At 74.7% G+C, this 15,019-nt stretch carries 13 protein-coding genes; 6 read left to right on the forward strand and 7 right to left on the reverse strand.

Features of this window, described 5'->3' with window-relative positions; all coding sequences use genetic code 11:
* The first annotated feature begins 41 nt into the window (after positions 1-41).
* On the forward strand, positions 42-1,211 hold the full coding sequence (locus RNC47_RS05960; protein WP_311596158.1) for a cytochrome P450 family protein: 1,170 nt from the start codon (positions 42-44) through the stop codon (positions 1,209-1,211).
* 284 nt (positions 1,212-1,495) lie between these two features.
* On the opposite strand, the gene RNC47_RS05965 is transcribed toward RNC47_RS05960, so the two are convergent.
* Positions 1,496-2,689: an MFS transporter gene (locus tag RNC47_RS05965; RefSeq protein WP_311596159.1), complete on the reverse strand. Its 1,194-nt coding sequence runs from the start codon at positions 2,687-2,689 to the stop codon at positions 1,496-1,498.
* Positions 2,690-2,761: 72 nt separating this feature from the next.
* Between RNC47_RS05965 and RNC47_RS05970 the strand changes: the two genes are divergently transcribed.
* Entirely contained in the window at positions 2,762-3,169 is a 408-nt protein-coding gene (locus RNC47_RS05970; protein WP_311596160.1) for a helix-turn-helix domain-containing protein, read from the forward strand.
* A 116-nt stretch (positions 3,170-3,285) separates the two neighbouring features.
* Entirely contained in the window at positions 3,286-4,119 is an 834-nt protein-coding gene (locus tag RNC47_RS05975; protein ID WP_311596161.1) for a glycoside hydrolase, read from the forward strand.
* Here the strand turns inward: RNC47_RS05975 and RNC47_RS05980 are convergent.
* The 4 genes from RNC47_RS05980 to RNC47_RS05995 all read right to left on the reverse strand — a co-directional run bounded on the left by RNC47_RS05980 (position 4,112) and on the right by RNC47_RS05995 (position 9,003).
* On the reverse strand, positions 4,112-6,625 hold the full coding sequence (locus tag RNC47_RS05980) for an ABC transporter permease (RefSeq protein WP_311596162.1): 2,514 nt from the start codon (positions 6,623-6,625) through the stop codon (positions 4,112-4,114). The genes RNC47_RS05975 and RNC47_RS05980 overlap by 8 nt on opposite strands.
* Positions 6,625-7,371 (reverse strand): ABC transporter ATP-binding protein, encoded by a 747-nt coding sequence (locus RNC47_RS05985; RefSeq protein WP_311596163.1) that lies wholly within the window; start codon positions 7,369-7,371, stop codon positions 6,625-6,627. Before RNC47_RS05985 ends, RNC47_RS05980 begins: the two co-directional genes overlap by 1 nt.
* On the reverse strand, positions 7,368-7,979 hold the full coding sequence (locus RNC47_RS05990) for a helix-turn-helix domain-containing protein (protein ID WP_311596164.1): 612 nt from the start codon (positions 7,977-7,979) through the stop codon (positions 7,368-7,370). The genes RNC47_RS05985 and RNC47_RS05990 overlap by 4 nt, the downstream gene beginning before the upstream one ends.
* A gap of 598 nt (positions 7,980-8,577) precedes the next feature.
* Positions 8,578-9,003, reverse strand: coding sequence for a hypothetical protein (locus RNC47_RS05995; RefSeq protein WP_311596166.1), 426 nt, complete (start codon positions 9,001-9,003; stop codon positions 8,578-8,580).
* A gap of 588 nt (positions 9,004-9,591) precedes the next feature.
* On the opposite strand from RNC47_RS05995, the gene RNC47_RS06000 reads away from it, so the two are divergent.
* Positions 9,592-11,184, forward strand: a complete 1,593-nt coding sequence (locus RNC47_RS06000; protein WP_311596168.1) for a lipase/acyltransferase domain-containing protein — start codon at positions 9,592-9,594, stop codon at positions 11,182-11,184.
* A 61-nt stretch (positions 11,185-11,245) separates the two neighbouring features.
* Positions 11,246-12,448 (forward strand): aminotransferase-like domain-containing protein, encoded by a 1,203-nt coding sequence (locus RNC47_RS06005; protein WP_311596170.1) that lies wholly within the window; start codon positions 11,246-11,248, stop codon positions 12,446-12,448.
* A 35-nt stretch (positions 12,449-12,483) separates the two neighbouring features.
* Here the strand turns inward: RNC47_RS06005 and rpmB are convergent, their stop codons facing one another.
* Positions 12,484-12,711 (reverse strand): 50S ribosomal protein L28, encoded by a 228-nt coding sequence (gene rpmB, locus RNC47_RS06010; protein ID WP_311596171.1) that lies wholly within the window; start codon positions 12,709-12,711, stop codon positions 12,484-12,486.
* Between the two features lie 119 nt (positions 12,712-12,830).
* Positions 12,831-13,529 carry a DUF4232 domain-containing protein gene (locus RNC47_RS06015; protein WP_311596172.1) on the reverse strand — a complete coding sequence of 233 codons (699 nt, stop codon included), beginning with the start codon at positions 13,527-13,529 and terminating at the stop codon, positions 12,831-12,833.
* A gap of 200 nt (positions 13,530-13,729) precedes the next feature.
* On the opposite strand from RNC47_RS06015, the gene RNC47_RS06020 reads away from it, so the two are divergent.
* Complete coding sequence (locus RNC47_RS06020) at positions 13,730-15,004, forward strand: helix-turn-helix domain-containing protein (RefSeq protein WP_311596173.1); 1,275 nt, start codon at positions 13,730-13,732, stop codon at positions 15,002-15,004.
* Positions 15,005-15,019 lie beyond the last annotated feature (15 nt).

Below are 15,019 nucleotides of genomic sequence, written 5' to 3' on the forward strand. Positions count from 1 at the left end.
CCGCCCGCCCACGACCTGCGAGAACGAGGCGAACCCCGCGGATGTCCCAGACCACGGCCCCCTTCACCGACGACTTCGCCCGCGACCCCTACCGCGCCCTGGCCCGGCTGCGCGAGGCGGCGCCCGTGCACCACGTCACGCTCCCGGACGGCAGCCGCGCCTGGCTGGTCACCCGGGACGCCGAGGTGCGCCCGCTGCTCGCCGACGACCGGCGGCTCTCGGTCGACAAGCGGCACTCCAGGACCGGCTACACCGGCTTCTCGCTGCCGCCCGCGCTCGACCGGAACCTGCTCAACGTCGACGGCGCCGACCACCTGCGGCTGCGCCGACTGGTCTCGCAGGGCTTCACCCCACGCCGGGTGGCGGCGCTGCGCCCGGCGATCACGGCCACGGCCGAGCGGCTGGCCGCCGCGCTGACCCCGGACGGCTCCGACCTGGTCGCCGACTTCGCCACCCCGCTGCCGCTCGCCGTGATCGGCGACCTGTTCGCGCTCCCGGAGGCCGACCGGGCGCCGTTCGCGCGCTGGATCACCACCATGCTGACGCCGCCCACGCCCCGCGACGCCGTGGCCGCGATCACCGCCGTCCACCGCTTCCTCGTCGACCTGGTCGCCGCGCGCCGCGCGGCCCCCGGCGACGACCTGCTGTCCGCGCTGGTCGCGGCGCGCGACGAGGACGACCGGCTGACCGAGGACGAACTGGTCTCGCTCGCCTTCCTGATCCTGGGCGCGGGCATCGAGAACGTCCAGCACACCGTCTCGGCCGGCCTGTTCGCCCTCTCCCGCCACCCGGACCAGCTGGCCGCGCTCCGCTCGGAACCGGCGCTGCTGCCGGGCGCGGTCGAGGAGTTCCTGCGGTACGCGCACCCCAACCTGACGGCCATCCGCCGCTTCGCCACCGAGGACCTGGCCGTCGCCGGCACCGCCATACCCGCCGGCGAGACCGTCCTGCTCTGCCTGGCCTCCGCCAACCGCGACCCGCGCCGCCACGCCGACCCCGAGGCGTTCGACGTCCGCCGCCCCACCCAGCCGGCCCAACTCGCCCTGGGCGCGGGGCTGCACTACTGCCTCGGCGCCCCGCTGGCCCGCCTGGAGATCGAGGTCGCCCTGTCCACCCTGCTGCCGCGCTTCCCGCACCTGGACACCGGGTCGGCACGCTGGCGGACCAACTTCCGCTCACACGCGCTGGCCTGCCTCCCCGTCACCGCCTGAGCGGACAGTGCGGCGCGCAGATCCACAGCACGAAGCTGTGCCCCCACCGGTCCCGCAACGTCCCCACCCGCCGCCCCGAGGCCCCGAGCCGGCGACCACAGCGCACACAGGCGATCCCCATCTGCTGCGCCGGCGTAAGCCGGTCGAACTCCGGCGTCTCATGCGCCCCACCCCATTCGACCCCCCTCATGCCACAGCCCTCCCACTTCCACCCGGATCGGCGCGAGCCGGCAGGAGAGAGATACCCGCGAATCACCCCCTCTCATCGCCGGCGCACGACGGCGTCACGACGCACGCCAGGCGCTCGCCCGCGCCGACCCCACGAGGGCCGGCAGCAGGGCCAGGGCGGCGAGCGCGTTGAGCGCGGTGACCAGGCCGAGGCTCGCGGCCAGGGCCGGGGCGGCGAGGCCGCCGACGACGGCTGCCAGCGCGTCGGCAGCCAGGAAGAGGGCCGTGACGCGGCCCAACATGCCTGCTGGGACGGTGTGTTGGAGGTGGATCTGGACGGCGGTCAGCAGGAGGCTGCCGGGCACGCCGACCAGGCACGCCGCGAGCACGGCGGCCGGCAGCCCCGGGGCGTTGGCCAGGGCGAAGAAGGCGGCGCCCGTGCCGATCCTCGCGGCGGCCAGGACCTGGAGGGTGCCGAACCGGGCCAGGGCCGGGCCGGCGAGCGCCGCGCCGAGCAGAAAGCCGGCGCCGAGCCCGGAGACGACATAGCCGAGGGCGTGGCCCGGCGCCTGGAGGCGGGTGACGAGGAGCGGCACGAGCAGCGCGGTGAGCCCGGCGTTGGCCGTGAGGAAGAGGGTGTTGGCGGCGAGCGTGCCGCGCAGCGTCCGGTCGGCGGCGACGGCGGCGAGGCCGGCGCGTAGCCCGCCACGGGCGGGGACGGTCGGTGCGGTTGCGACCTTTCGGCCGAGGAGGGCGAAGAGCGCGGCGGAGGCGAGGTAACCGGCGACGTCGATGGCCAGCACCGCGCCGATGCCGGGGCCGGCGAGCAGCAGGGCGCCGAGCGGCGGCGCGCCCAGCCTGAGCACGCTGCCGACGGTCAACTCCAGGGCGTTGGCGGCGGCGAGTTCACGCTGGCCGGTGCCGACGACGGCGGGGGTGAGGGCGCGGACCGCCGGGCGTTGGACGGTCGCGGCGGTGTTCTCGGCCAGGACGGCGAGGTAGAGCAGCCAGACGTCGCCCGCGTCGTCGACTAGGAAGATCAGTGCTACGGCGGCGGCGCAGGCCAGTTGGGCCAGGCTCAGGGCACGGGTGAGGCTCACCCGGTCGAGCAGCACGCCGGCCCAGGGGCCGACCACGAGGCCGGGCAGTGCCTCGACGGCGATCGCGAGCCCGGTGGCCGTGGCAGAGCCGGTGAGGTGGAAGACATGCACCGGGATGGCCACGATCAGCAGCCAGTTGCCGAGCGCGGCGACGGCGCTGCCGCCCAGCAGCAGCCGGAACGCGGGATGGCGCGGGACGGGGACTCTCACTCGACAGAAAGTATCTCTGTAGAATATTTTTCGGCAAGAGTGTTCGGTGAAGACAGTGCAGGAGGTGGCGGCATGGACGGCGCGGAGCTCGGCCAGGAGTTGCGGGCCCGCCGCAGGGCGGCGGGGCGGACCATCGCCTCGGTGGCGGCGGACGCGGGGCTCTCGGTGCCCTACATCGCCAATCTGGAGAACGGGCGGGGCAATCCGACGCTGGCCGCGCTGGCCAGGCTGGCCGAGGCGCTGGGCGCGCGACTCGCCGTCTCGCTGGGCGAAGCCGACACCGCGGACGCCGAGGAGGCTGAGGCGCGGCGGCTGCTTCGGACACCGCGGGCGCGGGCCGTCGTCGCCTCGCTGCCCGGCGGGGAGTCGCGCGTGCTCGCGGCGCTGACGGCGATCGCCGGGGCGGCGGGCCGATCCCCGACCGAGCGCGACCTGGACCGGCTGCTCGACCTCCTGCTGTTGGCGACCGACGAGCGGTGACCGCGACCTGGTGGCCGGTGGATTGACATGGGCGGGTCAGGGGGGAAGTCTGATGGAAGCTGGGAGGTGTTGTTCGCTTCTGTTCCTTCGCCGCGTCATTCGCCTGGAGGTCAACGATGACCGAGCACAACGCGCTGAGCCGTCGCCGGCTGCTGACCGGGGGCGCGACCGTCGCCGCCGTGACGGCGGCCGGTGGCCTGGGGGCCGCCGGTCGGGCCCACGCCGCCGAGACCTGGGAGACCGTGCTCAACACGGACTCGTTCGCCAGCTACCAGTCCCTGGAGGCGAACTGGAACTACCGCTACCCGTGGGGCTCGGACCACAACGGCAGCGCCCGCATGTACGCCAGCCCGAGCGACCACAACCACGTCTTCCTCTCCGGCGGCGGGGTGCTGACCCTGCTGGCCACCCGCATCAACTGGGACGAGGGCACCAGCAGTTCCACGCCCCACCTGCCGATCCGCTACCACTCGGGCGCGATCCACGCCAAGCACCAGATCACCGTCACCAACCAGTTCCCCAACTACGAGGTGAAGGGCGAGTTCCAGGCGCCGAGCGCGCCCGGGACGTGGCCGGCGTTCTGGCTCACCGGGGTCAACAGCTGGCCGCCGGAGAGCGACATCCTGGAGTTCAAGGGCGACAACCGCAACTGGTTCAACACCTTCCGCACCTCCTCGGACGTCTCCAGCACCATCGTCCCGGTCTCCTCGCCCGGCAGCTGGCACGGCTACCGGGCCTGGATCACCAAGGTCAACAACACCGACGTCGACATCCACTACTACCTGGACGGCACCTGGAAGGCCGTGCACCGCGGCGCCGGCTTCGTCGGCAAGCCGCTGTGGCTGATCTACAACCTCCAGATGGAGGGCTCCTCCGGCAACTCGGGCCCGACGTCCGACACCTACTACCGGGCCCGCAACGTCTACATCGGCCGCACCCGGGTCAGCTGACCCGAACCGCGGCGGCGCGCAGCGCCACCCGGGCCGGGATCGCCGTGGCCAGCAGCGTGAGGCCCACGACCGCCGCCACCAGCGGCGCGTAGCCGGTCGCGGAGACGGCCGGGGCGACCCGGCCCGTCATCCCGCCGCTGAACGCGGCGAGCGTGGCCAGCGCGATGCCCGTGCCCAGCAGCACCGCCGTCGCCGCCACCGTCAACGACTCGAGGCGCAGCATCCGCAGCACCTGCCGCCGGCTGGTGCCGATCAGCCGCAGCAGCGCGAACTCGCGGGCCCGGTCGGCGGTCGCCATCGCCAGGGTGTTGACGGCGGCGATGGTGGTGAAGGCGAGCACCAGGCCCATGCCGAGGAACGCGACCTCGGCGTCGGCCCGCCGGCCCTCCGCCACCCGGTCGGCGAGCGCGCCGCCGTCGCGCACCGCGAGCCACCGGAACTCCGAGACCGCGGCGGCGAGTTCGGCCGCGTCGACGGAGCCGTCCGAGGCCACCAGGGTCGCCTCGGCCAGCGGGTCGTCCACGTGCGCGGCCACCAGGCCACGGTCCAGGGTCAGTTCGCCGAAGCCGAGCCGGCGTTCGTAGACGGCCACCACGGTCGGCGTCACCGGCGTGTTGTCGCCCAGCACCAGCGGGAACGCGTCCCCCGGCCGCAGCCCGTGCCGGTCCGCCACCAGCTCGCTCACCGCCACCCCGTCCTCGTCGAGGTCGGCCAACGAGCCGGCGACGACGCCGAGATCGAGCGTCTCGGCCAGCCCAGGACCGGACGTGACGCCCTGCGTGCGGTAGCGGTCGAGCCCCGGAGTGCGGACCTCCGTGTGCGACACCTCGGTGACGGCGGTGACGCCGGGCACCGAGCGCAGCCGGTCCCCCACCACGGTCGGCACGCCGAGTCCGCCGTCGGACACCACGGCGTGCTCGGCCACCACCCCGTCCCTGGCCTGCCGTTCGGCCGCCGCGCCCAGCGTCGGCTGGCTGAACACGATCACCGCGGCCATCGCCACCAGCAGCGTCAACGGCGTGATCACGGCCGCCAGCCGGCGCGCGCCGGCCCGGGCGTGGTGCGCGGCCAGATGGCCCGAGACCCGGGAGAGCCGCAGCGGCACGCCGAGCACCGCGAACGCGCCCCTGGCCAGCACGGGTCCGAGCAGCGCCACCGCCACGCACAGCACCAGCACCGCGAGATAGGTGACGGGCGTGGCCGCCGGCTCGGTGCGCAGCGCCGACAGCACCACGAGCAGCACCACCCCGCCGGCGAGCACCAGGCCGCCGGCCAGCAGCCGGCCCCACGCCACCCCGCGCACGTCGACCGCCGACTCGGTCAGCGCCTCGGCCGGCCTGATCCGCGCCGTGCGCCGCGCGGCGAGCCGGGCCGCGAGCCAGGCGGCGAACAGCGTGGCCAGCACGGCGGCCACGGCCGGGAACGGACTCGCCACCCGCTCCACCGTCTCCGGCACCGTGCCGAGTTCGGTCAGCCTGGCGTGCAGCAGGGCCGCCAGCGGCTGCCCGGCCACCGCGCCGCACCCGCCGGCGAGCAGGCCGACGATCAGCGCCTCGCGGCCGATGAGCCGCCGCGTCTGACGCGGCGTCGCGGCGATGGCGCGCAGCAGCGCGAGCTCGCGGTGCCGCTGTTGGGTGGCGAGCGTCAGCGTGCCGACCACGACCAGCACCGCCACCAGCAGCCCGGTGCCGCCGATGGCGCCGCCCATGCTGACCAGCCGCACCCGCGCCTGGGCGGCGTCCAGGAACTCGACCTCGCCGCGCTCGCCGCCGGTGCGCACCACGGCCGAGGTGTCGCGCAGCGCCTCGCCGAGCCGGGCGGCCAACTCGTCGGCCGGCACCCCCTCGGCGGGGAAGACGCCGAGGACCGTGTCCCGCCCGTCGTGTCCGGCGAGCCGCCGCGCCTCGTCCTCCGCGAAGAAGACCGCGGACTGCTCGCGGACGGCGCCCTCGGCCACCCCGACCACGGTGTACGCGGCCGGCGCGTCCGTCGCCTGCACGGTCACCGCGTCCCCGACGGCGATCCCGGCCCGCCGCGCGAGACCGGCGTCCACCACGATCTCGTCGCCCGCCGCCGGCGCCCGCCCGCCGTCCCGGACGGTGAACGGCGTGAGCGCGGCCGAACTCCACGCGTGCCCCAGCGACTCGGGCCCGCCCTCGGCGCCGACCACCGCCGCCGGGAACGTGACCTCCGGCACCACCCGGCCGACCCCCGGCACGCCCGCCACCGCCCCGGCGGTGCCGGCCGGCAGCCAGACGCGCTCGCTCACCGGCTTGGCCTTGTGCTTGACCTTGTCGCCCTTCCGCGTCTCGTGGTGCACGTTCTGGTCGGCGGCCACCACGACCGGCGCGGCGGCGTACCGCTCGGTCCCGATCTCGCCCCGCAGCCCCGTCTCCAACAGGCCGCCGCACGCCGTCACCAGGGCGGCGGCGCAGCACAGCGCCAGGAACGCCCCGACGAAGCCGGCGCGCCGGGCGCGCAGGGTCCACCACGCATAGCGCAGCATCAGGCCCACGCCCCCATCCGCGTCATCCGGTCGGCCACCAGCTCGGCCGTCGGCTCCGTCATCTCCCCGACCAGCCGCCCGTCGGCGAGGAACAGCACGGTGTCGGCGTACGAGGCCGCCACCGGGTCGTGCGTCACCATCACCACCGTCTGGCCGCTCTCCCGCACGATCCCGCGCAGCAGTTCCAGCACCGACCTGGCGGTGACCGTGTCCAACGCCCCGGTCGGCTCGTCGCCGAAGACGACGTCCGGCTCGGTGATCAACGCCCGTGCGATGGCGACGCGTTGCTGCTGGCCACCGGACAACTCGGCCGGCCTGGCGTCGGCCTTCCCGCCCAGCCCGACCCGCTCCAACGCGGCCTCCACCCGCCGCCGGTCGATCCGCCGCCCGGTCAGCCGCAGCGGCAGGGTCACGTTGTGCCGCACCGTCAACGCCGGCACCAGGTTGAACGCCTGGAACACGAACCCCACCCGCTCCCGCCGCACCTCGGTGGCCCGCCGCTCGTTCAGCCCGCTGATCTCCACGCCCCCGAGCCAGGCGCTGCCGGCCGTCACCCGGTCGAGCCCGGCCGCGCAGTGCAGGAACGTGCTCTTGCCGGAGCCGGATGGCCCCATCACGGCGGTGAAGCTGCCGCGCGGTATCGCGACGCTCACCCCGTCCAGGGCGCGCACGGCCGAGCCGTTCCGCCCGTACACCTTGCTGACGCCGTCCAACCGGACCGCCGCCACCGTCGTTCCGCCGTTCATTCCGCCGTCTCTCCTGTCTGGGCTGGCTGGGCTGGCTGGCCCGGCTGCTCGTCCGCCGGCTCGGCGAACGCGTCCGGGAACGCCAGGAACCGCGTGTACACCGTCCGGGCCCCCGGCGGCGTCTCGTCCGCCGGGCGCTTGTAGCGGTTGAGCAGCGCGATGTACGCCTCGAACAGCTCCCGCAGCTCGTCCGCCGTCAGCCGCACCGTCCCGCGCGAGTACGGGAGGGCGTCCTGCCAGCCGTCGGGCGCCGGCCGGCCGCGCAGCGCCTCGAAGGCCCGCAGGTCGGCGACGTACGCCAGCCGGTTCAGCTCGTCGACGGCGCTCCTGGTCTCCGCGTCCGCCCCGCCGCCGGCCGGGAACCGCAGGTCCCGCGCCCCGACCCGCCACCACCGCTCCCGCCCGCGCCCGGCCCCGGCCGCCTCCACGACGAACCCGTGCCGCGCCAGCTCCCGCAGGTGGTAGCTGGTCGCCCCCGAGTTCAGCCCGAGCCCCCGCGCGACCCGCGCCGAGGTGGCCGGGCCGTGCACGCCGAGCCACTCGAGGATCCGCAACCGCCTGGGGTGCGCGAGTGCCTTGAGCCCGTCGAGGGAGGGGGTGAACGCCATGCGCACAGACTCCTGTGCACAGGGGTGTGTGCACGATCCGACGACCCCCAGGACCGGGGGTGGGGTTAACCCCCGGAACGCGGCCACCCGGTCGGTCACCCTGCTCGACGGTCGCCCCAGGCCCGAGCAGAGCGGGCGAGGCGGGGAGGGCCCCCGGAGGGGTCCCGAGGCCGGACGCGTAGCGTCGAGGGTGCGATGTCGGTACGTGGATTGCTCTTCGGCGCGGTCGTGGCGAGCCGCTCCTCCTCCCCGGCCCTCCGGAGTTCACCGCTGACGGCCGGTCCGCGTTCGTCGTTCCGCCGCTGCTCGACGAGATCGTCGTGGTCTCGGCCGACAACGGGGCGACCACGTCCGTGCGATGCGAGGGGTGCGACGACCGTAGGAACGACTGCGGCTGTCAGTTCGTGGTGCCCGTCGGCGGCAGCCGGATCGCCTGGCTGGACGGCGACAATCGTCCGCTGATCACGGATCTCGGCCGACGCCTCACCGGCAGCGCGGCGGACGGACATCACGGTGCCCACCGAGGAGGGCACCGTGGACGAGCGGGTGGCCCCGCGCTGACCGAAGGACACCGTCCGGCCCAGGCGCTGGCGCCGGGTCAGGCGGCTTGGGCTCGTTCCGTCGGCTTGTCGCAGGGGCGAGCGGCGCCGTGGTCACGCACCGGTGCGGGGGCCGCCGGAGTGCGGCGGCGCCGCCGCCAGTAGGCGATGGTGAGCAGCGCCAGGAAAGGGCCCCAGAGCAGGAGCGGGGCATAGCTGGCGATGAAGATGGCGAGGTGCCAGCCGTGCAGCGTCTGGGTGGGGAAGTCACTCGGGAGCGGGTCGCCCTGGAGGGTGGACCCGGCAGCGATGGCCACGCCGGTCGCCGTCCATATGGCCGTCAGCATCGTGGCACCGAGCGCGGCAGGTACCACCGCGGCCGGCAACGGTACGCGGCGTCCGCCCAGACCCGGAATCCAGCGGGGGAAGACCTCACCCCATCCGGCTATCAGGCCGACCGCGGCGAACGCCAGCAGCTCGGACACGACGGAAAGGCCGATCACGTACGCCTGGATCGGGAGCCACGACGGGAGGTCTCCGACTCCGTGACGTGCGCCGTCCCCGCCGATCTGGAAGACGACCCCAGCGATCCGCCACAGACCTGAGGGCAGGACCGTGAACGGTACGGCACAGGCAACGAGCCGAGCCCAGCGGGGAACCCCCGGGACGGGCGCGTGCGCCCTCCGCCACGCGCCGCGCAGGCGTCCCGGTGCCGCTGCTTCGGCGTGAGTGATCGTCATCCGTGGAACTCCTCAGGTCCGGCAGTCGTGCCATCGCTTCGCTTCGAAGATCGCAGCCACGGCGCGCGGCGAGCATCACCCCGTGGTCGGGCCCTGCTCCCCCGCGCGGGGGAGTCGTGAGAGCCGCCCCGCCCTCCGGGGCGGTGTCAGGTGTCCGGCGAGCACCCTCGTGCGAGTGCCACCACCACTGCCCGGCCGTGCGGGGTGAGGAGCGGTGACCGGGTCGGAAGGCCCCCGTCCGGGTGAGCTCCGCGCCGCGCGGGGCCGTTCCTCCCTCGTGGCGCGGCGGCCGGTCCCGAGACTGGTCGGCAGCGACACCCGAGGAGGGCTCCCATGGATCGGCTGCCGATCGTCTACGTGCGCGGGTACGCCGGGCCGACCGCCGGGATCAACGAGCAGGTGGACGACCCCTTCTACGGCTTCAACCGGGGCGCCACCCATGTGCGCGTCGGCGGCGACGGCGACCCGGCGTTCTACCAGTTCGAGGGGCCGCTGCTGCGGCTGATGACCGACGAGGGCTACCAGTTGCTGGTCCACGGCGACCAGCACCAGTACCTGCGGGGCGCCGAGGACGCCAGCGTGCCGCCCGCCTCGCTCTGGGTGTACCGCTTCTATGACCAGGCCGCGACCACCTTCGCCGCGCCGCCGCACGAGAGCCTGCCGGAGCGGCTGCTCGGCAAGCTGCACCGCCGGGTCACCGCGGACGGCTTCGACATCGAGTCGGCGGCGGCCGGCCTCTACGACCTCGTCGAGCTGATCCGGCGGAAGACCGGGGCGCCCAGGGTGTTCCTGGTGGCCCACTCCATGGGCGGGCTCGTGGTCCGCTGCATGATGCAGAAGGTCTGCTTCCAGGCCGACGCGGAAGGACGCCCCCGCTCGCCGGCGAAGGACCTGGTGGCGCGGTTCTTCACCTACGGCACCCCGCACGGCGGCATCGCCTTCCGCCTGGAGGCCCTGGACCGCGGCGAGCAGCTCTTCGGCCCGGCCGGCTCGGACATCTTCGCGCCGGAGAAGATGTACGGCTACCTGGAGCCCAAGGCCCGCTTCGGCGACCTGCCGCCGCGCTCGGCCGACTTCGACCCGCAGCGCCTCCCCGAGCAGGCCTTCGACACCGACGACGTGTTCTGCCTCATCGGCACCGACCCCAGGGACTACGGCCTCTCCCGGGTGCCCGTCGGCCCCAGGAGCGACGGCCTGGTCCGCATCGAGCGCGCCTATGTGCGGGGCGCCCACCGGGCCTACGTCTACCGGTCCCACTCCGGCACGTACGGGGAGGTGAACTCCGAGGAGGGCTACCAGAACCTGCGGCGCTTCCTCTTCGGCCGCTGGCAGGTCCGGCTCGACCTCGCGGGGCTGCCGGGCGACCTGCCGGAGGAGCCCGTCTGGCAGGCGGACGCGCGCCTCGTCATCCGGGGCCTGCCCATCGTCATGACCGAGCAGAGCGCCGCCCACTGGTGTCCCGTCCAACTCGGCGACGAGATCCGCCGCCGGGCCGGGAAAGCCGGGGCCGGCGTCGCCGTCCCGGTGACCGGCACCTTCCTGCTCGACCGGGACCGGCTCCGCTACGCCCTCACCCTGCGCGTGTTCTCCCTGCGCGAGGACGGCGGCCGCCTCCACCTCGGCGAGCACCTGGAGCAGGTGCCGGCCTGGGCCGACACCCTGGTGGTGGACGTCAGGCCGGACGCCGACGACGCGGGCCTCACCGCCTGGGCCGCCTGGAACAGCGCGGTCGACGGGCCGCCGGACCGCTTCGACCCCATCACCGAGGGGCTCCCCGACGGTGCGCGCGGCCCGCTGGAGTGGCGCCGCGCGGACCGGGACCTGGTGGCCGACGTCCCGCTGCCCGCCACCGCCCGCGCCCTGACCGTCCTCGGCCCGGACGCCACCCTGCGCATCGCGGTCCGCGACCGGCAGGGCGCCGGCTGACCGCCTGCCCGGATTCCGGAAAGTAGGTGGCATCTACAACGATCCGCCGTACCCTGCCTCCATGAGCATCGACTCCCTCATCACCCGCGCCCCCCTGCCACCGCTCGCCGGGCGGGTCGCGCAGGTAGGGGCCTCGCCGGTGCGGGAGATCCTGGCGCTGACGGCGCGGCCCGAGGTGATCTCGTTCGCGGGCGGGCTGCCGGCCCCCGAACTGTTCGACGCGGAGCGGATACGCGCGGCCTACGACCGGGTGCTGGCCGAGGCGCCACGCCGGGTGCTGCAGTACGCGACCACCGAGGGCGACCCCGCGCTGCGCGCCGCCGTGGCCGGGCGGCTCGCCGAGCGCGGCCTGCCGACCGGGGCGGACGAACTGCTGGTCACGGCCGGCTCGCAGCAGGCGCTGACCCTGGTGGCCACCGCGCTGCTCGAACCCGGCGACGTGGTGCTGGTCGAGGAGCCGACATACCTGGCCGCGCTCCAGTGCTTCGGCTTCGCCGGGGCCCGGGTGGTGCCGGTGCCGTGCGACGCGGACGGCGTCGACCCGGCGGCGCTCGACCGGCTGATCGTCGCCGAGCGGCCGAAGCTGCTGTACCTGATCCCCACCTTCCAGAACCCGACCGGCCGCACCATGCCCGTCGAACGGCGGCGCGCCGTCGCGGAGTCGGCCGAGCGGCACGGGCTGTGGATCGTGGAGGACGACCCGTACGGGGAGCTGCGCTTCGAGGGGGAGCCGGCGCCGTGGCTCGCCTCGTTCCCCGGCGTCGAGGACCGCACGGTGCTGCTCGGCAGCTTCTCCAAGATCATGTCCCCGGGGATGCGCCTCGGCTGGCTGCGCGCCCCCGCCGCGCTACGACGCGCCTGCGTGATCGCCAAGCAGGCCGCCGACCTGCACTCCTCGGCCGTCGACCAGGCCGCGGCCGCCCGCTACCTCGCCGACAGCGACCTGGGGGCACACCTCACCCGGGTCCGCGCCGCCTACCGCGAGCGCCGCGACGCGCTGCTCGCCGGCCTGCCGGCCGCGCTGCCGCCCGGCAGCACCTGGAACCGCCCCGAGGGCGGCATGTTCGTCTGGGCGAGCCTCCCGCCGGGCCACGACGCCACCGCGCTGCTGCGCACCGCCATCGCCCACGACGTGGCCTATGTGCCGGGCGCGCCCTTCTACGCCGGGGCGCCGGACCCGACGACGCTGCGCCTCTCCTTCACCACCCACACCCCCGAGGAGATCGCGGAGGGCCTGCGCCGGCTGGCCGCCGCGATCGGCTGACGCCGACAACGCGGAACGCCGTGTCCCGGGAGCGGTCAGGCGGCCTGCGGGCGGCGGGTGACCTTGCCGCTCTTCAGGCACGAGGTGCAGACCTTGACGCGCTGCGGGGTGCCGTCGACGACCGCCCGCACGGACTGAATGTTCGGGGTGAACTTACGCGGCGACCGCGCCTTGACCCGACGCGCGATGGCGTTCTTGCCGAGGCGGGAGACCCTGTTGCCGAAGGAGGGTTCCTTGGCGCACACATCGCAACGGTTAGACATTCGACTACTCTCCGTACGGGACCGGCCTTGATACTGCAACGACTACTAGCCCTCAGTGGGCATACATCCCTTTAGTCTAAGGCACTCCCCAGGCGCCCCCGACCACCCCCTCGGGCCGGCTACCACATGAGGGCGGTGTCCATGTCGGTCTGCCAGTAGGTGACGGCGGCCGCGTCGCCGACGAACACCTCGCCGCCCGGCAGCGCCAGGTCGACGAGCTCGCCCACCGGGTTGCCGTTGACGTCCATGAAGGTGAGGCTGAGGGAGGTCGAGGTGTAGCCCTCCGCCGAGTCGGCGGCCGAGGTGATCACGCCCGCGTACGCCGAGTCACCCGGCTCCAGCGAGACCACGGCCTGCGGAACGCTGTCCTCGACGAACGGCAGCGTGGACTGGGAGTTCTCGAAGCCCAGCAGGGGGTAGCTGAAGGCCTCGCACCGCTCGTCGCCGGTGTTGGTGACGGTGAGCAGCAGGTGGTTGATGGGCCGCTCGACGGGGGAGACGGTCACCTGGGTGTTCTGGTCGGCGCAGGGGATGACGGCCAGTTCGTCGCCCGCTTCGCCGTCCTCGCCCTGCCCGCCGCCCTCGACGATGTCCTCGCCGTCCTCGGTGCCCTCGCCGTCGCCCACCTGGTCACTGCCGCCGCCGGTGGTGCCGCCCGAGGTGCCGTCCTGCCCCGCGGCGGAGCCGGACTCCTCCTGACCCGCGTCGCCGCCCCCGACGAGTTCGTCGTCCTGGCAGGCGGTGAGCGAGAGGGCGGCCACCGCGGCGACGGCGGCGACGAGGGTGCGGGTGCGGCGGCGGAGCGTGAAGGCGTTCATGTGGGTGCTGCTTTCTCGTGTGGTCTGTCGTTCGATCCCGGCGGGTGGCCCGCCGGACGACCACAGCTTCGGCCGGTCTTCGTCCCGCCCACCAGCGACGATGGCCGGGACGGGGGGATGGGACGTTCGAACCCCCGGTGAGCTGGGAGGATGTGAGGCGGATCGAATGGCCCGCCGGGACGGTGGAACGAGGGGGAGACATGTCCGCGGACACGGAGATCGCCGATCTGGCCGCGCTGCTCGAGGAGTTGAAGGGGCGCTCGGGGCTGAGTTACGGCACGCTCGCCAAGCGGCTGCACCTGAGCGCCTCGACGGTGCACCGCTACTGCAAGGGGGACGGGCTGCCGCCGGAGTTCGCGACGGTGGAGCGGTTCGCGCGGCTCTGCAAGGCGAAGCCGGAGGAGCTGGTCGAGCTGCACCGGCGCTGGATCGCGGCCGACACGGCGCGCGAGCGGGAACGCGAACAGCGGGTCCCCGCACAGGAGTCGCCGGCCGTCGCGCCGGCGGTGGCCGAGGAACCCGCGCCGCAGGAGCCGCCCGCGCCGCCCGCGCCGCCCGCCCGGCGGCGTTGGCGCCCCGCCCTCGTCGCCGGCGCCCTCGCCCTGACCGCGACCCTGACCGTGAGCGCGGGGATGCTGCTCGCCTCCGGTGACGACGAGTCGGACGGGACGAACGCGGCGGGGACGACGGAGACCACGGAGACGCCGGAGACCAGGGAGACGCCGCCGGCGGACCCGACGGAGGCGGCGCGCCCGGAGGAGACGGCGGCGGCCCCCACGGGCCCGGACGACGCGGCGGAAGCCGAGGGCACGGAGGGCACGGAGGGCACGGAGGATCCGGCCGGGGAGCAGCCGCCCCCCGGCGGCGAGGGACCGGCGCCGGTGACGGTGGCCACCCGCGCCCACGCGTTCGAGAGCCCCTGCGGCAACCACTACCTCGTCGACGCGGAGCCCGAGTCCGTCCCGCCGCCGCCCGACGAGCCCGGCGCCCCCGGCTGGGCCCGCGCGATGGGCGCCGTCTCGGCCGGGCAGCAGTACGTCGAGCTGACCGTCCAGGCCGCGGCCGACGAGACGGTGGTGCTGCGGGACCTGAGCGTCCGGGTGACCCGCACCGGCGACCCGCTGCCCTGGAACCTGTACACCGGGTACAGCGCCTGCGGCGGCGGCCCCGTCGAGACCACGGCCTACGACGTCGACCTGGACGCGGCCGCCCCCCAGGCCACCGCCGCGGGCGGCCAGCCGGAACTGCCGCTCTGGGTGGACGAGACGGACCCGCTCGTCGTGTACGTCACCGCGCACACCGACACCCGGGACGTGGAGTGGTACCTGGAGCTGGCGTGGACCAGCGGCGAACGCGAGGGGGTGCTGGTGATCGACGACGAGGGGCAGCCGTTCCACACCAGCGCCACCAGCGGCCAGCCCGAGTGGGCCTTCCCGCTCGGCGGGACCGAGTGGTACGCGGCCGACGGCGGTTGAGCCGCGCCGAGCGGC

This window comes from Streptomyces millisiae, assembly GCF_031845425.1.
GTDB lineage: Bacteria > Actinomycetota > Actinomycetes > Streptomycetales > Streptomycetaceae > Streptomyces > Streptomyces millisiae.